This window comes from Azospirillum sp. VT-I1, from assembly GCF_055698305.1.
This window is the reverse complement of the sequence record NZ_CP168805.1, coordinates 599,654-619,983: the sequence shown is the minus strand read 5'-3', so window position 1 is coordinate 619,983 and position 20,330 is coordinate 599,654. Positions and strand designations below refer to the sequence as shown.

At 68.1% G+C, this 20,330-nt stretch carries 20 protein-coding genes; 7 read left to right on the top strand and 13 right to left on the bottom strand.

What is annotated here, in order from left to right; all coding sequences use genetic code 11:
* Positions 1 to 313: 313 nt before the first annotated feature.
* Both AB8P05_RS28535 and AB8P05_RS28530 read right to left on the bottom strand, forming a co-directional pair.
* Positions 314 to 496: a response regulator transcription factor gene (locus tag AB8P05_RS28535; protein WP_472761411.1), complete on the bottom strand. Its 183-nt coding sequence runs from the start codon at positions 494 to 496 to the stop codon at positions 314 to 316.
* A gap of 26 nt (positions 497 to 522) precedes the next feature.
* Positions 523 to 1,035, bottom strand: a complete 513-nt coding sequence (locus AB8P05_RS28530; protein WP_472761410.1) for a response regulator — start codon at positions 1,033 to 1,035, stop codon at positions 523 to 525.
* A 406-nt stretch (positions 1,036 to 1,441) separates the two neighbouring features.
* Between AB8P05_RS28530 and AB8P05_RS28525 the strand changes: the two genes are divergently transcribed.
* Positions 1,442 to 1,804, top strand: coding sequence for a response regulator (locus AB8P05_RS28525; protein ID WP_472761409.1), 363 nt, complete (start codon positions 1,442 to 1,444; stop codon positions 1,802 to 1,804).
* Positions 1,801 to 2,862, top strand: a complete 1,062-nt coding sequence (locus AB8P05_RS28520; RefSeq protein WP_472761408.1) for an HD domain-containing phosphohydrolase — start codon at positions 1,801 to 1,803, stop codon at positions 2,860 to 2,862. Before AB8P05_RS28525 ends, AB8P05_RS28520 begins: the two co-directional genes overlap by 4 nt.
* 64 nt (positions 2,863 to 2,926) lie before the next feature.
* Here AB8P05_RS28520 and AB8P05_RS28515 read toward each other — a convergent pair whose 3' ends face one another.
* The 7 genes from AB8P05_RS28515 to AB8P05_RS28485 all read right to left on the bottom strand — a co-directional run bounded on the left by AB8P05_RS28515 (position 2,927) and on the right by AB8P05_RS28485 (position 10,595).
* Positions 2,927 to 3,352 carry a hypothetical protein gene (locus tag AB8P05_RS28515; protein ID WP_472761407.1) on the bottom strand — a complete coding sequence of 142 codons (426 nt, stop codon included), beginning with the start codon at positions 3,350 to 3,352 and terminating at the stop codon, positions 2,927 to 2,929.
* Positions 3,353 to 3,500: 148 nt separating this feature from the next.
* Positions 3,501 to 3,896: a hypothetical protein gene (locus AB8P05_RS28510; protein WP_014189657.1), complete on the bottom strand. Its 396-nt coding sequence runs from the start codon at positions 3,894 to 3,896 to the stop codon at positions 3,501 to 3,503.
* Between the two features lie 243 nt (positions 3,897 to 4,139).
* Positions 4,140 to 5,954 carry a gamma-glutamyltransferase gene (gene ggt, locus AB8P05_RS28505; RefSeq protein WP_472761406.1) on the bottom strand — a complete coding sequence of 605 codons (1,815 nt, stop codon included), beginning with the start codon at positions 5,952 to 5,954 and terminating at the stop codon, positions 4,140 to 4,142.
* Positions 5,955 to 6,181: 227 nt separating this feature from the next.
* On the bottom strand, positions 6,182 to 6,505 hold the full coding sequence (locus AB8P05_RS28500; RefSeq protein WP_472761405.1) for a YgaP family membrane protein: 324 nt from the start codon (positions 6,503 to 6,505) through the stop codon (positions 6,182 to 6,184).
* 73 nt (positions 6,506 to 6,578) lie between these two features.
* Positions 6,579 to 8,852: a hybrid sensor histidine kinase/response regulator gene (locus AB8P05_RS28495; protein ID WP_472761404.1), complete on the bottom strand. Its 2,274-nt coding sequence runs from the start codon at positions 8,850 to 8,852 to the stop codon at positions 6,579 to 6,581.
* Between the two features lie 136 nt (positions 8,853 to 8,988).
* Positions 8,989 to 9,870: an EamA family transporter gene (locus AB8P05_RS28490; protein WP_472761403.1), complete on the bottom strand. Its 882-nt coding sequence runs from the start codon at positions 9,868 to 9,870 to the stop codon at positions 8,989 to 8,991.
* Positions 9,871 to 9,953: 83 nt separating this feature from the next.
* Positions 9,954 to 10,595 (bottom strand): hypothetical protein, encoded by a 642-nt coding sequence (locus AB8P05_RS28485; RefSeq protein WP_472761402.1) that lies wholly within the window; start codon positions 10,593 to 10,595, stop codon positions 9,954 to 9,956.
* Between the two features lie 148 nt (positions 10,596 to 10,743).
* Between AB8P05_RS28485 and dnaE the strand changes: the two genes are divergently transcribed.
* Positions 10,744 to 14,235, top strand: a complete 3,492-nt coding sequence (dnaE, locus tag AB8P05_RS28480) for a DNA polymerase III subunit alpha (protein ID WP_472761401.1) — start codon at positions 10,744 to 10,746, stop codon at positions 14,233 to 14,235.
* A gap of 40 nt (positions 14,236 to 14,275) precedes the next feature.
* Here dnaE and AB8P05_RS28475 read toward each other — a convergent pair whose 3' ends face one another.
* Both AB8P05_RS28475 and fliI read right to left on the bottom strand, forming a co-directional pair.
* Positions 14,276 to 14,710, bottom strand: coding sequence for a flagellar export protein FliJ (locus AB8P05_RS28475; protein WP_472761400.1), 435 nt, complete (start codon positions 14,708 to 14,710; stop codon positions 14,276 to 14,278).
* Positions 14,707 to 16,044, bottom strand: coding sequence for a flagellar protein export ATPase FliI (gene fliI / locus AB8P05_RS28470; RefSeq protein WP_472761399.1), 1,338 nt, complete (start codon positions 16,042 to 16,044; stop codon positions 14,707 to 14,709). Before fliI ends, AB8P05_RS28475 begins: the two co-directional genes overlap by 4 nt.
* Positions 16,045 to 16,298: 254 nt before the next feature.
* Here fliI and ctrA point away from each other — a divergent pair, with 254 nt between their 5' ends.
* From ctrA to AB8P05_RS28450, 4 genes are all read left to right on the top strand, one after another.
* A complete protein-coding gene (ctrA, locus tag AB8P05_RS28465; protein ID WP_014189665.1) occupies positions 16,299 to 17,039 on the top strand; it encodes a response regulator transcription factor CtrA in 741 nt (246 codons plus the stop codon).
* 280 nt (positions 17,040 to 17,319) lie between these two features.
* Positions 17,320 to 17,529: a cold-shock protein gene (locus tag AB8P05_RS28460; protein ID WP_012977930.1), complete on the top strand. Its 210-nt coding sequence runs from the start codon at positions 17,320 to 17,322 to the stop codon at positions 17,527 to 17,529.
* A gap of 128 nt (positions 17,530 to 17,657) precedes the next feature.
* Positions 17,658 to 17,873: a hypothetical protein gene (locus AB8P05_RS28455; RefSeq protein WP_455175272.1), complete on the top strand. Its 216-nt coding sequence runs from the start codon at positions 17,658 to 17,660 to the stop codon at positions 17,871 to 17,873.
* A 48-nt stretch (positions 17,874 to 17,921) separates the two neighbouring features.
* Positions 17,922 to 18,146, top strand: a complete 225-nt coding sequence (locus tag AB8P05_RS28450; protein WP_014189667.1) for a hypothetical protein — start codon at positions 17,922 to 17,924, stop codon at positions 18,144 to 18,146.
* Between the two features lie 48 nt (positions 18,147 to 18,194).
* On the opposite strand, the gene AB8P05_RS28445 is transcribed toward AB8P05_RS28450, so the two are convergent.
* Together AB8P05_RS28445 and AB8P05_RS28440 are read right to left on the bottom strand one after the other, a co-directional pair.
* A complete protein-coding gene (locus AB8P05_RS28445) occupies positions 18,195 to 19,034 on the bottom strand; it encodes a CheR family methyltransferase (RefSeq protein WP_472761398.1) in 840 nt (279 codons plus the stop codon).
* On the bottom strand, positions 19,031 to 20,197 hold the full coding sequence (locus AB8P05_RS28440) for a protein-glutamate methylesterase/protein-glutamine glutaminase (protein WP_472761397.1): 1,167 nt from the start codon (positions 20,195 to 20,197) through the stop codon (positions 19,031 to 19,033). The genes AB8P05_RS28445 and AB8P05_RS28440 overlap by 4 nt, the downstream gene beginning before the upstream one ends.
* Between the last annotated feature and the right edge of the window lie 133 nt (positions 20,198 to 20,330).

Here is a 20,330-nt window from a genome sequence, read left to right as displayed (position 1 = left end):
GCCAGCGCGGCCAGCGCCGGCACCGCGACGCCGTGACCGGACGCCCCCCGGGCGGCCGGGTCAGGGGCGGTGGCAGGGGCGGCGGCAGGGGCCGTCGGAACGTTAGGCCGTGGCAGGGACTGGTCGGATGGGCTCATCGGCGACTCGGAGTGCGGCCATTTGCGGTTGCGCGCCCGCCTTGCGGCGGCCCCGGGCCGCGGGCGGAACGGGAAAGGCGGCCGGATGGAGCGGGACTATAGCAGACTGGCCGGGACCGCGCTGCTGGGACCAGCCCTATGCGTCACTCCGGCCGCCCAGCCGGCCGCGGCAACCGTCAGGACGCCGCCTCGTCCAGGCTGCGCGACAGCAGCCCCGCCTGCTGGGCCCGGCGGACGGCGTCGGTGCGGTTGCGGGCGCCCAGCTTGCGCAGGATGCGGCGGGTGTGCAGCTTGACCGTCACCTCCTGCAGGCTCAGATGGCGACCGATCTCCTTGTTGGTCGCCCCGGTGGCGAGCATCGACAGAACCTGCTGTTCCCGCTCGGTCAGGGGGGACGATATGCCCCCTCCCCCTCCGGCATGGGATCGTCGGCCTCCTCCGCCTCCTCGATGTCGAGCGACAGGTCGGTCATTTGCATCAGGTCGAGCGCCACGCATTTCGGCACGAAGCTGCCGCCTTCCGCCACCAGCCGCAGAGCCTGCGCCAGCACGCGGCGCGGCGTGGTCTTCGGCAGATAGGCTTCGGCGCCGCAGCGCAGCACCTCCAGCGCGGTCACCGGATCCTCAGCCCCCGTCACCACGGCGACCGGCCCCTGGATCCCGGCCTGGCGCAGCACGCTGACCGGGTTGCTTCCCTCGGCACCCGGCATGCGCCAGTCCAGCACGATCAGGTCGTAGCGGAAGGTCGGGGCGGGCGCGCCGTCGGGAGGCTGCCGCACCGCCGGCAACTCCAGCAGCGAACCGATGCAGCCAACCTCGGCGTCCGGCCAGGCCTGCCGGACCGACAGCTCAAGCGCATCCCGGAACAGGGGATGGTCGTCTGCCACCAAGATCTTCATCAAACAGCCTCCGCCACCCTCGGCAACCGCCCGACCCGTTATATCAGCATTCCCCTTTATGCCGGTCGAAATCTTAAGTTTTCGTGGCTACGGTATATTTCACGCCGGTCACATTGGGACAAAGTTCGACCAGGCCGCTTCTTGCCCCCCGCGGGATAATATCCCCACTATCCCATTTCCCGGCGCTGCTATCCCAGACCGAACCGCCACACGGCACCTCAACCGGTTATTCTGTGCTCAGAGATACTCAATCCAGCGCGACCCGCCAGCCCCGTGGCGGACCTATGGAAGCGGCACCCATGGACATGACCCTCTACGAGCTGCGGGCAAATCGCGCCTCCTCCCCGGCCCCTTCCCCCCGACCGGCACCGTCCTGCTGGTCGACGACGATCCCGACTTCCGCGGGATGGCCCGCATCGCCTTCACCCGCGCCGGCTACACCGTTCGCGAGGCCGAGAACGGCAACGCCGCGCTGGCGCTTCTTGCCGACCATGCCGTCGATCTGGTCGTGACCGACATCATCATGCCGGAAGCCGACGGGTACGAGGTGATCCTGCGGCTGAAGGAACAACCGTCACGGCCGCCATTGATCGCGGTCACCGGCGGCAGCCTGCGTCTGCGCATGGAACTGCCGGGAATGGCCCGCCTGCTAGGGGCCGACGCGGCGTTCGAAAAGCCGGTCGACCTGTCGGCCCTGCTGGCGGAAGCCGGCCGGCTGGTCGCCGCCCGCAAGGGGAACAAGGGAGACAAGGGGGACGCCGCGGGATGAACATCCTCATCGTCGACGACGACCGCACCAACCTGTTCATCATGGGCGCCATTGTCCGCCGCCTGGACGACGCCGAGCCCGTCGCGATGGAAAGCCCGCTGGACGCCATGGAGTGGCTGCGCGGGAACGAGCCCGACCTGATCCTGCTGGACCAGATGATGCCGGAGATGGACGGCATGGAGCTGCTGCGCCACATCCGCGAGGATTCGCGGCTGGACACGGTTCCGGTGGTGATGATCACCGCCAACACCGCGGTGGACATCCGGGTGCGGGCGCTCGACGAGGGATGCAGCGACTTCCTGACCAAGCCGATCGTCGTGCCGGAGGTGCAGGCCCGCCTGCGCAACCTGCTGGCCCTGCGCCAGAGCCGCGCCCTGCTGCGCGACCGCGCCGCCCTGCTGGCCGACGAGGTGGAACGGGTGACCGCCGCCCTCCAGCGCCAGGGGGAGGAGCTGGTCAACCGTCTGTCGCGCGCGTCCGAATACCGCGACCCCGAGACCGGCGCCCATATCGAGCGGATGGCGCTCTATTGCCGCCTGATCGCCGAGGCGGCGGGCTGCGGCGCCGCCTATGCCCAGGAACTGCGCAAGGCGGCGCCGATGCACGACATCGGCAAGATCGGCATCGCCGACATGATCCTGCTGAAGCCGGGACGGCTGACGCCGGAGGAGATGACGGTGATGCGCCAGCATGCCACCATCGGCCACCGCATCCTGGCGAACAGCGACATCCCGCTGCTGCGGCTGGCGGCGGAGATCGCGCTCAGCCATCACGAGAAGTATGACGGCAGCGGCTACCCCAACGGTCTGGCCGGCACCGCCATCCCGCTGTCCGGCCGCATCGTCGCCATCGCCGACGTGTTCGACGCGCTCACCTCCACCCGGCCCTACAAGCGGTCCTGGACGCTGGAGGAGGCGCGCGGCTTCATGGTCGAGCAGCGCGGCCGTCATTTCGACCCTGGCCTGCTCGACGCCTTCCTGTCGCGCTGGGACGAGGTCTGCGCCATCCACCGCGAGAATGCCGACGAACTGCCGGCGCTCTGCGCGGAGCATACGTGAAGCGGCTGGTCGTGAAGCGGATGGGCGTGAAACGGCGCAAACGCCGTCAGTTGACGATGCGCCCCTAGTTAACAATACGCCAAGTGCCGTCGGGCTGCAGGCAGGCGGTGCCGTAGACCGGCTGCGACCGGCCGCCGACGATGGCGCGGCTCTGGTATTCGCGGCATTGCTGGCCGCTGCGCGAGTAATAGACCGGCCCGGCCGGATCGACGCCGACCGCGGCCGGCGGCGGATTGTAATACTGCACGACCGGCGGCGGGGGCGCGTAGACCACCGGCGGCGGCGCGTAATACTGGACCACCGGCGGGGGCGGCGCGTAGTAGCGGTGGGGGTGGTAATAGCCGTAGGCCGGGAATACCGGCCCGAAGCCGATGCCGACCGACACCGACGTGCGCGCCTGCGCCGGTCCAGGAACCACGGCCACCGCAGCGGCCGCCGCGGTCGCCAGCATCACCGCACCCAGGGCAAGCGCCCTCCGCACCGTCTTCATCCTCAGTCTCCCGGTCGCGGCACATCCCTTCGCGGAACCCGGCAGCGGCCCGGCCGCCGGCATGCCCGACGGGACATCATACACCGCTCCCGCGGCGCATCACAGGGGCTGCGCGCGGGGGAGCGTTGCGAAGCGGTCGGAGGACGGATCAGATGTCGAGCGGCAGGTTGTCGGGGTCGAAGCCCAGCTGCTCCACGATGGCGCGGGCGAGCGGGATGCTGGTCTCGAACCGCCATTCGGCCATGCCCGGCCGGTATTCCGACACGTTGGGGCGGCCGTTGGCGAAACGGCGCGGGTGCAGCTCGTACCAATAGATGTCGCCGAGCGCCACGCCCTGTTCCTTGGCATAGGCTTCGGCGATGCCCGGCCAGTCGTTCACGGCAGGCTGGGGCGACCCGGCCGCCTTGGCGATGTCGGTCTGTTCCAGGAAGGCGACGATGCGCTTCCCCTCGCGTTCGAAATCGGCGACCCGGATGGTGACGGGCTGCTTTCCCTCACGCTGATAGGTCCACTCGCGGTTCTTTTCGACCAAGGCCTTGTCCACGGCAAATGCTCCGGTTCACTCCTGCAAAGGCTAACCGACCGGCCCGCCTTAAGCCAACTGTTCCGTTGCCTTATCCGAACGAGCCCCTAGCCCTCGCGATCCCGTGCCCCCCGGCACGGCGGATCAAAGGTTACCAAAGCACGGCGCTTTTTCTTTGTACACGGGAATTGTAACGCCCGGCCTGCGCCGGGCGTCCTTCTTTCCTTCCGGCACATGCCGTCCGGCCGACCGGCCGCCGGCCCGTCAGTATCCCAGCGTCATGCCGTCGGGGTTGCGCGGGTCGGAATAGCCGTACAGCCCGTCTTCGCGCAGCTGGATGGTCTGGGTGCGGCCCATCGTCGGCTTCACCGCGACCTTGTGGCCCATCTGTTCCAGCAGGCGGACGGTGTCGGGGCTGAGGCCCTTCTCCACCCGCAGCTCGTCGGGGGTCCACTGGTGATGGACGCGCGGCAGGGCGGCGGCCTCGGCCGGGTTCATCGCGAAGTCGATGTGGTTGATCACCGTCTCCATGGTGGTGGTGATGATGCGGCTGCCGCCGGGGCTGCCGGTGACCAGCCAGGGCTTGCCGTCCCTCAGCACGATGGTCGGCGACATGGAGCTGAGCGGCCGCTTGTAGGGCTGGATGGCGTTGGCGTCGCCGCCGACCAGACCGAAGGCGTTGGGCACGCCCGGCTTGGCCGAGAAGTCGTCCATCTCGTTGTTCAGCAGGATGCCGGTGCCAGCGGCGACGATGCCGCTGCCGAAGTTGAGGTTCAGCGTGTAGGTGGTGCTGACCACGTTGCCGCGGCTGTCCGCCACCGAGTAATGGGTGGTCTGGTCGCTCTCGTAGGGGGCCGGCTTGCCGGGCTTGATGCTGCTGGCCGGGGTGGCCTTCTCCGGATCGATCTTCGCCGCCAGCTCGTCGGCATACTTGCGCGAGGTCAGGCCCTTCACCGGCACCTTGGTGAAGTCGGGATCGCCCAGATATTCGGAGCGGTCGGCATAGGCGAGCTTCATCGACTCCGCCATCAGGTGGATCGACCGGGCGCTCGCCGGGCCGTATTCCTTCAGCGGCCAGCGTTCCAGCATGTTCAGCATCTGGATGATGTGCGTCCCGCCGGAGCTGGGCGGCGGCATCGACTTCACCGTATAGCCGCGGTAGCTGCCGCTGACCGGCTCACGCTCCACCACCTTGTAGGCCTTCAGGTCCTCCTTGGTGATGTAGCCGCTGTTGCGGGCCATCTCCGCGGCGATCTTCTCGGCGATCTCCCCTTCGTAGAAGGCCTTCGGCCCCTGGCGGGCGATCATCTCCAGCGAGTTGGCGAGGTCGGCGTTGACCAGCGTCTCCCCGGCGGTCAGCGGGCGGTCGCCCTTGAAGAAGATGGCGCGGGTGGCGTCCCACTTGGCCAGATGATCGCGCTCGACCTCCAGCAGGCCGGCCAGCTGCGGGGTGACGGTGTAGCCTTCGCGCGCCAGCCGGATCGCCGGGGCCATCACGTCGGCCAGCGTCATCGTGCCGTATTTCTCCAGCGCGTGGGCCAAACCCGCGACCGTGCCGGGGATGCCCACCGCCAGATGGGTGTAGAGCGAGCGGTCGGGCACCACCTTGCCCTGCGCGTCCAGATACATGTCGCGGAAGGCCTTGGCCGGCGCCATCTCGCGGAAGTCGATGGCGACGTCCTTCCCGCTGGCGGCGTCATGGACGATCATGAATCCGCCGCCGCCGACATTGCCGGCGTTGGGCAGCACCACCGCCAGCGCGAAGCCGACGGCCACCGCCGCATCGACCGCGTTGCCGCCGCGCTTCAGGATGTCGACGCCGACCTCCGTCGCCAGCCGGTGTTCCGAGGCCACCATCCCGTTCTGCGAGCGGACGGGATAGAAGATGTCGTAGCCGATGTCGTAGCGGACCGACGCGGGAGCGGAGGTGCCGGCGGGCGCGGCAGCCGGGGCCTGTTGGGGAGCCTTCTGGGCGAGGACCGGCGCCGGCAGGACCAGGGGCAGGACCAGGGCCGAGCCGACGCAGAGCGCCGCCACCGCCGCAATGGAGGAACGGGGCCGGAAAGCGGGAAACCACATGCGGTGAATCTCCTGAGCGGGACGACAGGTCGGGGGCTGCAGCCCGGGTCCCGCAGGATGTCACACCCACGGCGCCCGGTCTTCACCCCGTCGCTGGTCTGCCCAACAATTCACCATCAGGGTTAATGGCGTCGCTCATTCCCGTGAATGGCCTGTGACGGCCGGTGAATGGATTGCGACACGGGTCTCAGGGCACGGGTCCCAGGACGCGGTTAAGGGCGTGCCCGTCAGTAGGACTCCGCCATGTGCGACCGGCTCATGCGGTCGGAACCGGCGTCGGCGGACCCGTGGGAGCCGTGATGGCCCAGCGAGTCCTGGCGGCCGCCATACAGGCGCTCCTTCATCGGGCAATGGCCGCTCATGCCGCGGGCGACCAGGGCGGCGCCGACCAGACCCATGATGGCGCCGGGAACGCTGGCGCCCTTGCGCAGGCCGCCCGCCGCGACGGCAAGGCCGAGGCCGGTGGAGACGATGCGCTCGCCCATGCTGAGGTTGGTCTGGCCTTCGAACACGCTGTCATAGGCATGGCGGATGGTGGATTGGGCGTTCATGACTGCTCCGGAAGGCAATGGGAGGAATCGGATGCCCTTCCAACGCCGCCGCAGCCCGGTCTGTTCCCCGGCCTCAGTCCTCGGCTCCCGCCCCCACCCCCGCCATTTGGCGGATGGAGCGGGCCAGCCGCGACGGTTCCACCGGCTTGGACAGCACGGTCAGCTCCACCTCCTGCGCCGCGGCGGCGGTGGTCAGGTCCTGGGCATAGCCGGTGACCATCAGGATCGGCGTCGCGTCGTCCTTGGCGCGCAGGGCGCGGGCCATGTCCAGCCCGGTCATCCCCGGCATCATGTGGTCGGTGACGATCACGTCCGGCCGGAAGCCATCGTCGAGCAGCGACAGCGCCGCCGCCGCGTCGGCCGCCTCCCGCACCGCGAAGCCGGCCTGCGCCAGATACTCGGCGGTGGCGGTGCGCACCAGTTCCTCGTCGTCCACCAGCAGAACGGCGCAGCCGGCCCCAACCCCGGTCCCGGCTTCAGCCCCGGCCCCGCCATCCTCCCCGGTGCGGCCGGCGGCCGCGTCCTCCGCCTTCCCCTGCCCGGCCCGCGCGGCGTCCGGTTCCTCCAGGGCGCGCGGCAGGTAGAGCGTCACCGTGGTGCCCCGCCCCGGCCGGCTGTCCAGCTCCACCCCGCCGCCGGACTGGGTCGCCAGCCCATGCACCATGCTGAGCCCCAGCCCGGTGCCGCGCCCGACCTCCTTGGTGGTGAAGAAGGGCTCGAAGGCGCGGGCGGCGATCTCCGGCGGCATGCCGGTACCGGTGTCGCACACCCGCAGCACGACGTAGTCGCCGGCGCCGAGGTTGGGCACCGCGTCGGCGGCGACCGCCCGGTTGGCGGCCATGATCCACAGGGTGCCGCCGCCGGGCATGGCGTCGCGGGCGTTCAGCGCGAGGTTCAGCAGGGCCATTTCCAGTTGGGTCGGGTCGATCATCGCCGGCCACAGACCGGGGGCGACCTCCGGCTCGATCCGCACCGACTGCCCCAGCGTGCGGCCGAGCAGGCGGCTGACCCGCTCCACCAGCCCGGCGACGTCGACCGGGATCGGCCGCAGCTGCTGCCGGCGCGAGAAGGCCAGCAGATGCTGGGTCAGGGTGGCGCCCCGGTCCACCGCCTGCAGGGCCAGACGGGCCGGGCCGGTGATCCGCTCGTCGTCGCTGCGGCTTTCGATGACGTGCAGGTTGATGCCGATGGCCTGGAGCAGGTTGTTGAAGTCATGGGCGACCCCGCCGGTCAGCTGGCCGATCGCCTCCATCTTCTGGCTCTGGCGCAGGGCGTGCTCCGCCTTCTCGCGCCCCTCCACCGCGAGGCGGGCGGCGTCCTTCGCCTGCGCCGCCGCCTCGTAGGCGCTGAACTGGCGGGCCAGCGCCCATAAGGACAGCAGCAGCGCGGCGACGCCGATGGTGCCGGCGGCGCCGATGGTCCAGGCCTGGATGCGCCATTCGCCCAACACCGCGTCCAGCTTGCGGGTGACGTTGACGACCAGCGGGTAATCGGCCAGCGCCCGCGTCGCCACCATCCGCGGTACGTCGTTCTGCCCCAGGGTGGACAGGTAGACGCCGGACCGGGCCTTCTGCAGCACCTCCAGGAAGCGGCGCGGGCCCAGCGGGCGGCCGATGTCGGGCAGGAAGGGATAGCGGGCCAGCAGGATGCCATCGCGCCGCCACAGGCTGATGCTGCCGTCGCCGTCGGGCTGCAGCGCCTTGTACAGCCTTTCGAAATAGCTGAGTTCGATGGCCCCCAGGACGAGGCCGACGAAACTGCCGTCCGGACCGCTGATGCGGCGGGCCAGATAGATGGTCCAGCTGCCGTTGCCGCGGTTCTGCACCGGTTCGCTGATGAAGGGCTCAGCGGTGTCGTGGTCGCGCAGATAGGCGAAGTAATCGCGGTCGGCCACATTGACCGGCGGGATCGGGTAATAGCGCGAGAAGTTGATGAGATGCCCGTCGGCCGCGATCATCGTCACCGCGTCCAGCTGCGGCAGGCCGGAGATCCGCGCCCGCAGCATCTGGTAGGTGTCGCGCCCGCCCATCCGGCGGACATAGTCGGCGGGGGTGGCGATCCCTTCGGTCTTCATCTGGTCGATGATGGTGGTCACCACCAGATCGACGCTCTGCATCGCACGGGTGGTCTGTTCGGCCAGCGACAGGTTCAGGGTCGACAGCTCGCGCTCCGCCCCCTGCAACTCGTGCTCGTGCATGCTGTCGATATAGTGGACCGTCGCCGCCAGCAGAACGGCGACCGACAGCCCGCCGATCAGCAGCAGCAGGCGCAGCGGCCGGCTGGCGCGCAGATGCGCCAGCCAATGCCCGACCGCGGACTTCGGCAGCCCACCGTCCGGTTGCGCCATCCTGTCGGAAGAGATCAAGGCACGCCTATGGTGTAGTGTCTAACCGTTCAGCCGGAATGTTCCGGACGCCCTACCGATCCGTCAAGACAGTCAAGGTTAATAGGACCTTGACAGCCGCAACCTGCAAAATGCCGGATCAGGCCCGCGCCCGCACCGCCCCCGGCAGCTTCAGCACCGACAGGGCAAGCCCGGCGAAGACCAGCAGCCCGCCGGCCAGCTTGATCGCGGTGAAGGTCTCGCCCAGCAGGAGCGCGCTGGAACTCATCCCGAAGATGGGCACGAGCAAGGAGAAGGGGGCGACGAGGCTGGCCGGATAATGCCGCATCAGGAAGCCCCAGGCGGCGAAGCCGAACAGGGTGGCCCCCGCCGCGATATAGACCAGCGAGCCGACGCCGACGACCGTCAGGCTGGTGAAGGCGTGGAGGATGCGATCCGGCCCCTCCAGCGCCAGCGACATCGCCAGCAGCGGCAGCGGCGGGATCAGGCTGACCCAGACCATCAGGCTGAACAGGTCGGGCGCCTTGGCCTGCTTCATCACGATGTTGGACACGCCCCAGGCCGCCGCCGCCGCCAGTGTCAGGGCGAGGCCGAGCAGCGAGTCGCCCGCCGGCATCTCCAGCGCGATCACTCCGACTCCGGCGAAGGCGACGGCCATGCCGGCGATCTGCCGCGGTCCCGGCCGGTCGCCCAGCATCAAGGCGGCGAAGATGGCGGTGAAGAAGGCCTGCGCCTGCAGCACCAGCGAGGCGAGCCCGGCCGGCATGCCGACGTCGATTCCCAGGAACAGCAGCGGGAACTTCACCACGCCCAGCATCACGCCGATGCCGATGACGAAGCGCCAGGGCACCGGCGGCCCCTTGACCCAGCCCAGCACCAGGACCGGCAGGGCGGCCAGCGCGAATCGCAGGCAGGAGAAGAGCAGCGGCGGGAAATCGCGCAACCCGACCTTGATCGCGACGAAGTTGAAGCCCCAGACGGCGGCGACCGCCACCGCGAGCAGAATGTGGGAAGCACGCATGGTGCGAAGGCTAAACGGGCGCCGACGGGCCGGTCAATCGGCGGCGGGGCGTTCCCACCGCGGGGCTGACCTGCGCAGTCCCGTCACGGATCGGCGTGCAGGATCCGGCATTCGTCCGACGCGTTGATCGCCCAGGACGATCCCGACAGCACCATCGCGCCGATATCCCCCAGGCCGGTGCTGCGGAAGCTGACGCGGCGGGAACGGGCGAGCGGCTCCAGATCCTCAAGGTAGCTCTTGGTCGGGATGGCGACATAGAGGCTGCCGTTGGGCAGGCCGCGGGCGCCGAGCGACATCCGTGTTCCCTGGTCCAGGCTGGCCGTCAGGTCATAGCGCTCGCCAGGCTTCACCGTCGCTCCGCTGTCCGACGGGGTGAAGCCGGACAGGATGAAGCCCGATTCGGCGGAGGCGGTGCGGAAGGTCAGGCGCGGGGCGGCGTCCTGCCCGACGGGGATGCCGCGCTCCGCGACACAGAAGGCCTTGCCGCCGGGCGGCGTGTGGATGGTGACGGTCCAGCCCTTGCCGGCGCTGAAGGGCTTGGCCGGTCCATCCGGCAGCCCGGCTGCGGGCGGCGGCGGGGCCGGGGGCGGCGGCACCGTCTCGCAGGCGGCGAGCGCCAGCGCAAGGCCGGTCAGCAGGGCCAAAGGCGTCGCCGCCCGGACGGCGCGGCATCGGCCCATGGCCGGCAGCGGTCGGGCGACGGGTGCAAGGTGCAGCCGATCCATCGCGGCGTCCTCCCCATCCCTGATTTCGTTACGGGGTCTCGTTGCGGCGACTCCCATACCACGTTCGCATGCATCCGCGCGACCGTCGCGGCGACCGCCCCGCCTGTGCTAGAACCGGGGGCCCTGTCGCAGCAAGCCCCCGGTTGCCATGCCCCACGCCGACTTCATCCACCTGCGCGTCCATTCCGCCTATTCGCTGTCGGAAGGTGCGATCAAGGTGAAGGAGCTGGTCAAGCTCTGCCTGAAACAGCAGATGCCGGCCGTCGCCGTCACCGACACCGGCAACCTGTTCGGCGCGCTGGAATTCGCGCTGGCGGCGTCCGATGCCGGCGTGCAGCCGATCATCGGCACCGTCCTGGGCATCACCCGCGTCGGCCCGGCCCAGACTAAGCCCGGCCTGCCCGGCAAGGCGGCGGCCACCCCCGACCAGCTCGTCCTGCTCTGCCAGAACGAGGAGGGCTACCGCAACCTCGCGGCGCTGGTGTCCAAGGCCTTCCTCGAATCGGACCCGCTGGCCGGTCCGCAGGTGCCGCTGGATGCGCTGGAAGGGCATTCCGGCGGGCTGATCGCGCTGACCGGCGGTCCCGGCGGCTCCATCGGCCGGCTGCTGCACGAGGGGCAGAAGGATCTGGCGCTCGACGTGCTGGAAAAGCTGAAGCGGCTGTTCCCCGGCCGCCTCTATGTCGAGCTGCAGCGGCACGAGGGCGGGCGCGGCCATTTCGCGGCCATCGAGAACGCCATCGAGCCGGCGCTGATCGACCTCGCCTATGCGCACGACCTGCCGCTGGTCGCCACCAACGACTGCTATTTCGCCACCGAGGACATGTATGAGGCGCACGACGCGCTGCTCTGCATCGCCGAGGGCGCCTATCTCAGCCAGGACGACCGCCGCCGCCTGACGCCCGACCACCGCTTCAAGTCGGCGGAGGAGATGCGGCTGCTGTTCGCCGACCTGCCGGAGGCGGTGGACAACACCGTCGCCATCGCCCGGCGCTGCTCCTTCCTGCTGAAGCCGATCAAGCCGATCCTGCCGCCCTTTGCCTGCGAAGGCGGCCGCACCGAGGACGACGAGCTGCGCGCCCAGTCGCGCGCCGGCCTGGAGATGCGGCTGGAAAAGGTCGTCTACACCCCGGACATGACGCCGGACCAGCGGGAGGAGACCCGCAAGACCTATTTCGAGCGGCTGGAGTTCGAGCTGGACGTCATCGTCAAGATGAAGTTCCCCGGCTACTTCCTGATCGTGTCGGACTTCATCAAATGGGCGAAGAACCACGACATCCCCGTCGGGCCGGGCCGCGGTTCGGGCGCCGGCTCCGTCGTCGCCTGGGCGCTGACCATCACCGACCTCGACCCGCTGCGCTTCGGCCTGCTGTTCGAGCGCTTCCTGAACCCCGAACGCGTGTCGATGCCCGACTTCGACATCGACTTCTGCCAGGACCGCCGCGAAGAGGTCATCCGCTACGTCCAGAACAAGTACGGCTACGACCGCGTCGCCCAGATCATCACCTTCGGTAAGCTGCAGGCGCGCGCCGTGCTGCGCGACGTCGGCCGCGTGCTGCAGATGCCCTACGGTCAGGTCGACAAGATCTGCAAGATGGTGCCGAACAACCCGGCCAACCCGGTGACCTTGCAGCAGGCGCTGGACAGCGAGGAGATGCTGCGGCAGGCGCGCGACAGCGACGACACCGTGCGCCACCTGATCGACATCGCGTTGAAGCTGGAGGGTCTGTACCGCCACGCCTCGACCCACGCCGCCGGCGTGGTGATCGGCGACCGGCCCCTGCAGGAGCTGGTGCCGCTGTACCGAGACCCGCGCTCCGACATGCCGGTCACCCAGTTCAACATGAAGTATGTCGAACAGGCCGGTCTGGTGAAGTTCGACTTCCTCGGCCTGAAGACGCTGACCGTGCTGAAGACGGCGGTCGACCTGATCCCGGAGAAGCCGGACCTGACCACCGTCCCGCTGGACGACGAGAAGAGCTACCAGCTGCTCAGCCGGGCGGAGGCGACGGGCGTGTTCCAGCTGGAAAGCTCGGGCATGCGCGACGTGCTGCGCCGGCTGAAGCCGAACCGGCTGGAGGACATCATCGCGCTGGTGTCGCTCTACCGCCCCGGCCCGATGGACAACATCCCGAAATACATCCGGGTGAAGAACGGCGAGGAAAAAGCCGACTACATGCATGACAGCCTGGAAGGCATCCTGAAGGAGACCTTCGGGATCATGATCTACCAGGAACAGGTCATGCAGATCGCCCAGGTGCTGTCCGGCTATTCGCTGGGCGGCGCCGATCTTCTGCGCCGCGCCATGGGCAAGAAGATCAAGGAGGAGATGGACAACCAGCGCAAGATCTTCTGCGACGGCGCAGAGGCGCGCGGCGTGAAGGCCGATCTGGCCAGCCTGATCTTCGATCAGGTCATGAAGTTCGCCGGCTACGGCTTCAACAAGAGCCACGCCGCCGCCTATGCGCTGGTCGCCTACCACACCGCCTATCTGAAGGCGAACCATCCGGTGGAGTTCATGGCGGCGTCGATGACGCTCGACCTCGGCAACACCGACAAGCTGAACGTCTTCCGGCAGGAACTGGCCCGCCTGCGGATCAAGCTGCTGACGCCGGACATCAACAAATCCGACTCCATCTTCGGGGTGGAGCAGCTGCCCGACGGGACCAAGGCGGTGCGCTACGCTCTGGCCGCGGTGAAGGGCGTCGGCCTGCCCGCCATGAAGGCGGTGGTGGAAGAGCGGCGCAAGAACGGCCCGTTCAAGAGCCTGTTCGACTTCGCCCGCCGGCTTGATCTGAAGACCATCAACAAGCGCCAGCTCGAAAATCTCGCCTGCGCCGGTGCCTTCGACGGGCTGAACCCCAACCGCGCCCAGGTCCATGCCGCGCTGGAAACCATCATCCGCTATGCCCAGGCCGAGGCGGCGGAGCGCGACAGCGGCATCGGCAACCTGTTCGGCGGTGGCGGCGGCGGCCTGCCCGAACCCGACATGCCCAAGGTCAAGGATTGGGAACCGCTGGAGAAGCTGAAGCACGAGTTCGGCGCCATCGGCTTCTACCTGTCGGCCCATCCGCTGGACGCCTATTCCGGCCCGCTCGGCCGGATGAAGGTGGTGCGCTCGGCGGAGTTGCAGACCGCCATCGCGAAGGGCGGCTCCACCCGCTACAAGATGGCGGGCATCGTCGTGTCGAAGAAGGAGAAGACCGCCAAGTCCGGCAACCGCTTCGCCTTCGTCGAGCTGTCCGACGCCACCGGCGGCTATGAGGTGACGCTGTTCTCCGAGGTGCTGGCCGCCAACCGCGACCTGCTGGAGCCCGGCCGCCCGGTGCTGATGACGGTGGACGCCCAGCTGAACGGCGAAGAGGTCCGCCTGACCTGCCAGGAGATCAAGCCGCTGGAGGAGGCCGTCGCCTCGGTCAGCGCCGGCCTGCGCGTGGTGCTGCGCGACCCCGGCCCGATCGAGAATCTGCGCGCCACGCTGGACCGGCTGTCGCGCGGCAAGAGCCGGATCAACGTGCTGGTGGAGATCGACCCGCTGAAGGAGGTCGAGATCGAACTGCCCGGCAGCTACACCATCACCGCGCAGAGCCGCTCGGCCCTGAAGGCGGTGCCGGGCGTGGTCGAGGTAGCAGAGCTGTAAGGGCCGGCGGGCGAGGTTTTCACAAGCGCCGACGGAACGCTCACCCGCCGGTCGCTTCCTCCTCCGCCTGACGGCGGCGGAAGCCGACCAGGGCGGTTTCGTCCAGCATCGCGGCATCCTTGCGCTTCTGCTTGTCGCGTTCGCGCTTCTGCCGCTCCTCCTCCGCCAGTTCGTAGCGTTTCAGTTCCTGGAAGGCTTCGGCCATCTCGTCGGTGGCGATCTCGATCTGCGCCTCCACCTGGGCCAAAGACTCGCCCAGCCGCCGGCCGCGCTCCAGCGCCGCCTGGGCGAAGTTGGAATAGGTGAAGGAGACGGAGAAATCGTCGCGCACGGTATCCTGTTCGTGCGCGATCTCTTGCTTGACCTTCTCGATCTCGTTGCGCAGCCGGTCGGCCAGCGTGTGGAGTTCCGCCAGGACGCGACGCTTCTCGTCCAGTTGCAGCTTCTGCAGGCGGATGATCGTCTTCAGGCTCATTGCGGCCACTGCACCCCAAAGATTTCAGCGAGCATGGCGTAGCTGGTCTCCAGATCGGTGGCCTCGCGCTTGCCCTGCTTCAGGAAGGCTTCCAGCGCCGGCTGGAAATGGATCGCCTCGTCCACCTGCGGGTCGGAGCCGCGGCGGTAGGCGCCCAGCCGGATCATCTCCGCCATGTTGTCGTAGGACGACAGCAGGCGCCGGGCGTGGCCGACCAGCTCGTTCTCGTTCGGCGTGTTGCAGCCGGGCATGGTGCGCGACACGCTGCGCAGGATGTTGATGGCGGGATAGCGCCCGCGCTCGCCGATCTGGCGTTCCATCACGATGTGGCCGTCCAGGATGCCGCGCACGGCGTCGGCGATGGGCTCGTTGTGGTCGTCGCCGTCCACCAGCACGGTGAAGAGGCCGGTGATGCTGCCCGATCCGACCACCCCCGGCCCGGCGCGCTCCAGCAGGCGCGGCAGCTCGGCGAAGACGGTCGGCGGATAGCCCTTGGTCGTCGGCGGCTCGCCGGCGGACAGGCCGATCTCGCGCTGGGCCATGGCGAAGCGGGTGACGCTGTCCATCATGCACAGCACGTCGCGGCCCTGGTCGCGGAAATGCTCGGCCACCGCCAGCGTCATGTAGGCCGCCTGCTTGCGCATCAGCGGCGCCTCGTCCGAGGTGGCGCAGACGACGACGCTGCGGGCCAGACCCTCCTCGCCCAGATCCTCGGTGATGAATTCCTGCAGCTCGCGGCCGCGCTCGCCGATCAGGCCGATCACCGCCACCTCGGCGGCGGAGAAACGCGCCAGCATCGACATCACCGACGATTTGCCGACGCCGGAGCCGGCGAAGATGCCCATGCGCTGGCCGCGGCAGCAGGTGAGGAAGGCGTTGATGGCGCGGATGCCCAGATCCAGCTTGGCTCCCACCCGCGCGCGGGAATGGGCGTTGGGCGGGTTGTTGCGGATCGGCGTGCCGGTTGGCCCCTTGGGCAGCGGCCCCTTGCCGTCCACCGGCTCGCCCAGCGCGTTGACGACACGGCCGAGCCAGGCGTCGGTCGGGTAGATCATCGCCTGGTCGCCCGCCACCAGCGCCCGGCAGCCCAGCCCCACACCGTCGAGCGCACCGAAGGGCATGGCGAGCGCCCGGCCTTGGCGAAATCCGACCACTTCGCAGGGAATCCGGCGGCGGTCGCGCGTCTCCACGATGCAGCGGCCGCCGACCGACAGCTCCTTCTCGATGCCGCCGACCTCGACCATCAGGCCGGACACGGCGGTGACGCGGCCGTAGCGGCTGCAGTCTGGAATCTGGTCGATGTCGCGGATCAGCTGATCGAAATCGAACGGCATGGATCGGATATCGGCATCCCCAAGACGGGACGCGCTCCTATTAAGTGGTAGTTCAGTGGACGGAGGCGACGTTAACCACCATGATCGCATCTTGCGATGGAAGGATTAACGTTGTGTAAGCGCTTGGCACTGGCGTTAAGCTGAATCGTCTGTTAACTTGTGTAAACGGGATGGTTGAAATCGGTCATCAAGGATCGGGGACCATCTTCGGGGTCGGGTAGCGAAAGCGCGCCATCAAACGTCGGGATATCGCCATGAGGGTTCTGCTGGTTGAAGACGATTCCTCCGTCGCCAAAAGCATCGAGCTGATGCTGAACACGGAAGGATTCATCGTCGACTCTACCGACCTGGGTGAGGACGGGCTGGAGATCGGCAAGCTCTATGACTACGACATCATCATTCTCGACCTGATGCTGCCGGACATCGACGGTTACGAGGTTCTGCGCCGCCTGCGCGCCGCGCGTGTGACCACCCCGATCCTGATCCTGTCCGGCCTGACCGAGATGGACAACAAGATCAAGGGGCTGGGCTTCGGCGCCGACGATTACCTGACCAAGCCGTTCGACAAGCGCGAGCTGATCGCCCGCATCCAGGCCATCGTCCGCCGGTCGAAGGGCCATTCCGACAGCATCATCCGCACCGGCCGCCTGACCGTCAACCTCGACACCCGCACGGTGGAGGTCGACCAGTCGCCGCTGCACCTGACCGGCAAGGAATACGGCATCCTGGAGCTGCTGAGCCTGCGCAAGGGCACGACGCTGACCAAGGAGATGTTCCTGAACCATCTCTATGGCGGGATGGACGAGCCGGAACTGAAGATCATCGACGTCTTCGTCTGCAAGCTGCGCAAGAAGCTGGCCGCCGCCACCCAGGGCGACAACTACATCGAAACGGTGTGGGGCCGCGGTTACGTCCTGCGCGACCCGCACGAGGAGATCTCGGAAGCGAATCCCCCGCCGCCGCCGCGCGTGCCGCAGCAGCAGGCGGCCGGCTGACCGCCAAAGGCGGTTCGGCTTTTCCTTATCGTCCCTCCATCATGCGCCCGGCCGTCTTTCGCCTTGAAAGCCGGACCGGGCGTTCCCATGTGTGGTGGGTCATTCTGCTTCGGACTGCGGGGTTCTCAACCGCCCCCACGCTCAGCCTCCCCATTCTTCGGACCTGTTCGCCCTTGCGGTTCATTTCCGCCGGCACGGACTTCGGGGGGCCGCCAATCCCACACCCAGTCTGATGCGCCGCACCGGTGGTGCGGCGCCCTTCGCGTTATGGGAGACAGACATGCCCGTCGGCACCGTCAAATGGTTCAACAGCACCAAGGGCTTCGGTTTCATTCAGCCGGAAAGCGGCGGCCCGGATGTGTTCGTTCACATCTCCGCTGTCGAACGCGCCGGGCTGCGCAGCCTGGTCGATGGCCAGAAGATTTCCTACGAGGAGCAGCGCGATCCCAAGCGCGGCAAGACCTCGGCGGAAAATCTGAAGGCGGTCTGACCGCCTGACCGCCGACCTGCGGAAAAAGGGGCATCGGGAAACCGGTGCCCTTTTTCCGTGTTGCCCAGATCGCTGTTGTAAGAACCCCTGTCGCCCAGATGCAGGGTCCTGCCCAGAGGAGAACCGCTATGGCCTTCAAACCGAACTACAACCAGCAGCGGGCCGAGCGCAACCGGGCCAAGGAACAGAAGAAGCAGGAAAAGCTGCAGCGCCGCGAGGAAGGCGTCGCCGCCCGCCGCGCCGGCGAGCAGACGGAACCGGACGGAACGGAAACGCAGGACGATGTCCAGGCGACCGGCGCCGCGCCGGACGGCGAGACCAAGACCGATATCAACAATGCTTGACCGCAAGGCCGATCCATCGGCCGAGCGCGACTATACGGAGGACAGGCCATGGCCCGTCAGAAGAAGCAGCCCGTCGAAAATGCCTTCGCACTGTTCGACGTGATCTATCAGGATGGTGCGCGCACCTCGAACCGCAAGGTGCCGACGTCCGACATCGACCAGTTCGACCGCGAGAATTCCATCCGCGCCTTCATCGAGGCGCAGGACCGCAAGATCGCCGAAATGTCCGGCAACCCGCGTGGCCCGATCAAGTCGATCACGCCGTCGGCCTGATTCCTGCTCGAGTGGGGGCGGCTTTCCCGCCCCCTTCGCTCTCCGGCCTCACGCCACCTTGGCGCCGGCGGCGGAGAAGCCGCCCAGGCTGTAGAGACCGCGCTGGCCCTCCACCGGCTTGAACTTGTCGGTGATGCCCAGCACCGTTTCCGCACCGCCCAGATAGAGCACGCCGTCCTGCGGCATCTGGCGGGCGATGGACTCGAGCACCTTCGCCTTGGTCGGCTGGTCGAAATAGATCAGCACGTTGCGGCAGAAGACGATGTCGAACTGGCCCAGCGCCGACAGGTCGCCCAGCAGGTTCCATTCGCGGAACGACACCATCTGGCGCAGCTGCTGGCTGATCTGCCACTTGTCGCCGTTCTGCTTGAAATGCTTCACCAGCATGGTGATGGGAAGGCCGCGCTGCACCTCGAACTGGGTGTAGATGCCGGACTTCGCCCGTTCCACCATTTCGGCCGAGATGTCGGTGCCGACGATCTCGATGCGCCAGCCGGCCAGCTTCGCCGCGTCGTCATTCAGGAGCATCGACAGCGAATAGGCTTCCTGCCCCGACGAACAGGCGGCCGACCAGATGCGCAAGGACCGCTTGGCCGCCCGCGCCTCCATCAGCTTCGGCAGCACCAGCTGCTTGAACTGGTCGAAGGGCTTCTGGTCGCGGAAGAAGGACGACTCGTTGGTCGTCATCGCTTCCGTGATGTCGCGAAGCAGCGCCTCGTCCTTGCGGGTGCGGACGGTGGTCGCCAGCTCCTCCAGCCCCTTCATGTTCCACTTGCGCGCCACCGGCATCAGCCGGGATTCGAGCAGGTACGCCTTGTCGCGGGTGAGGACCAGGCCGGAACGCTGCTTGAGCAGCGTGGAGAACATGTCGAAATCTTCGACTCTCATGCTGCCCTCGAAGCGAGCTTGCGGATGTGGGGACCGATTTCCTTGAGCGGCAGGATGGCGTTGCAGATGCCGGCTTGCGCCACGGCACCCGGCATGCCCCAGACCACGCTCGACGCCTCGTCCTGGGCGATCAGGGTGCCGCCGCCGTTGACCACGTCGGTGCAGCCCTTCAACCCGTCCTGCCCCATGCCGGTCAGGATGCAGGCCAGGATCTTGCGGCCGCCATAAGCCTTCAGGATCGACCGCATCATCGGATCGACCGCCGGGCGGCAGAAATTCTCAGGCGGATCCTTGCTGAGCGCGATCACGTTGGCCCCGCCGCGCTGAACCACCAGCATGTGGAAGTCGCCGGGGGCGATGTAGCAGCGGTTCTGCACGATCGGCTCGCCGTCCTTGGCCTCGCGCGCGTCGATCCCGCATTGGCGGGTGATGTGCTCGGCCAGGATGGTGGTGAAGGTCGCCGGCATGTGCTGGGTGATCAGGATCGGCTGGCTGACGCCGGCCTTCAGGTGCGACAGCACCTCGAACAGGGCCTGCGGGCCGCCGGTGGAACTGCCGATGGCGATCACGTCCGGCTTCACCGCCATGGCGCCGGCCGGGACCGGGCGGGTGACGATCGGCCCGACCTCGCGCTTCAGCAGCCCGACCGGAGCCGCCGGGGTCAGCGGGCGGATTTCGCCGCGCGAGCGCGACCCGGCGCGCTTGGCGGCGGCGCCCAGCGCCTTGACCTTGGCGACCAGCTCGCGCTTGAAGTCCTCCGCCCCGCCGATCTCGCGGGTGGAGGTCGGCTTCGGGATGTAATCGGCGGCACCCGCCGACAGGCAGCGGATCGACACGTCGGCCCCGCGCAGCGTCAGCGTGGAGGCCATGATGATCTTCACCTGCGGCGCCACCGCCAGCAGCTTCGGGATGGCGGTCAGCCCGTCCATCACCGGCATCTCGATGTCGAGAACGATGACGTCGATCGAGTTGCGCTGCAGAGAATTGACCGCCATCTGGCCGTCGCCGACGGAGGTGACGACGCGGATGTCCGGGTCCCCTTCCAGCGCGCGGGTCAGCAGGCCGCGGATGACGGCCGAGTCGTCCACCACCATGACCCGGACGGGATCCGGATTGGCCGGTCGCGCGGTGGTGAGGGGGCCTCTGCCAAAACTGTCCGACATAACGGCGGTTCGCCTTTCAACTCGACTGGTTCGACGCGACGGGTTCAACGCGGCATGCCCTGCGCGGCTCGTCCTGCGCCCCGATGGGGCTCCCGCGCCAGGACCGGCTGGTAACCATCCGGTTGCACTCCAT

Bases quoted from the DNA above. Each gene is read 5' to 3' on its own strand.
- AB8P05_RS28445 (WP_472761398.1), bottom strand. From the start codon at position 19,034: ATGAGAGTCGAAGATTTCGACATGTTCTCCACGCTGCTCAAGCAGCGT.
- AB8P05_RS28475 (WP_472761400.1), bottom strand. From the start codon at position 14,710: ATGAGCCTGAAGACGATCATCCGCCTGCAGAAGCTGCAACTGGACGAG.
- AB8P05_RS28455 (WP_455175272.1), top strand. From the start codon at position 17,658: ATGGCCTTCAAACCGAACTACAACCAGCAGCGGGCCGAGCGCAACCGG.
- dnaE (WP_472761401.1), top strand. From the start codon at position 10,744: ATGCCCCACGCCGACTTCATCCACCTGCGCGTCCATTCCGCCTATTCG.
- AB8P05_RS28530 (WP_472761410.1), bottom strand. From the start codon at position 1,035: ATGAAGATCTTGGTGGCAGACGACCATCCCCTGTTCCGGGATGCGCTT.
- fliI (WP_472761399.1), bottom strand. From the start codon at position 16,044: ATGCCGTTCGATTTCGATCAGCTGATCCGCGACATCGACCAGATTCCA.
- AB8P05_RS28490 (WP_472761403.1), bottom strand. From the start codon at position 9,870: ATGCGTGCTTCCCACATTCTGCTCGCGGTGGCGGTCGCCGCCGTCTGG.
- AB8P05_RS28520 (WP_472761408.1), top strand. From the start codon at position 1,801: ATGAACATCCTCATCGTCGACGACGACCGCACCAACCTGTTCATCATG.
- AB8P05_RS28450 (WP_014189667.1), top strand. From the start codon at position 17,922: ATGGCCCGTCAGAAGAAGCAGCCCGTCGAAAATGCCTTCGCACTGTTC.
- AB8P05_RS28440 (WP_472761397.1), bottom strand. From the start codon at position 20,197: ATGTCGGACAGTTTTGGCAGAGGCCCCCTCACCACCGCGCGACCGGCC.
- AB8P05_RS28460 (WP_012977930.1), top strand. From the start codon at position 17,320: ATGCCCGTCGGCACCGTCAAATGGTTCAACAGCACCAAGGGCTTCGGT.
- AB8P05_RS28535 (WP_472761411.1), bottom strand. From the start codon at position 496: ATGCTCGCCACCGGGGCGACCAACAAGGAGATCGGTCGCCATCTGAGC.
- ctrA (WP_014189665.1), top strand. From the start codon at position 16,299: ATGAGGGTTCTGCTGGTTGAAGACGATTCCTCCGTCGCCAAAAGCATC.
- ggt (WP_472761406.1), bottom strand. From the start codon at position 5,954: ATGTGGTTTCCCGCTTTCCGGCCCCGTTCCTCCATTGCGGCGGTGGCG.
- AB8P05_RS28515 (WP_472761407.1), bottom strand. From the start codon at position 3,352: ATGAAGACGGTGCGGAGGGCGCTTGCCCTGGGTGCGGTGATGCTGGCG.
- AB8P05_RS28525 (WP_472761409.1), top strand. From the start codon at position 1,442: ATGGCCCGCATCGCCTTCACCCGCGCCGGCTACACCGTTCGCGAGGCC.
- AB8P05_RS28485 (WP_472761402.1), bottom strand. From the start codon at position 10,595: ATGGATCGGCTGCACCTTGCACCCGTCGCCCGACCGCTGCCGGCCATG.
- AB8P05_RS28495 (WP_472761404.1), bottom strand. From the start codon at position 8,852: ATGGCGCAACCGGACGGTGGGCTGCCGAAGTCCGCGGTCGGGCATTGG.
- AB8P05_RS28500 (WP_472761405.1), bottom strand. From the start codon at position 6,505: ATGAACGCCCAATCCACCATCCGCCATGCCTATGACAGCGTGTTCGAA.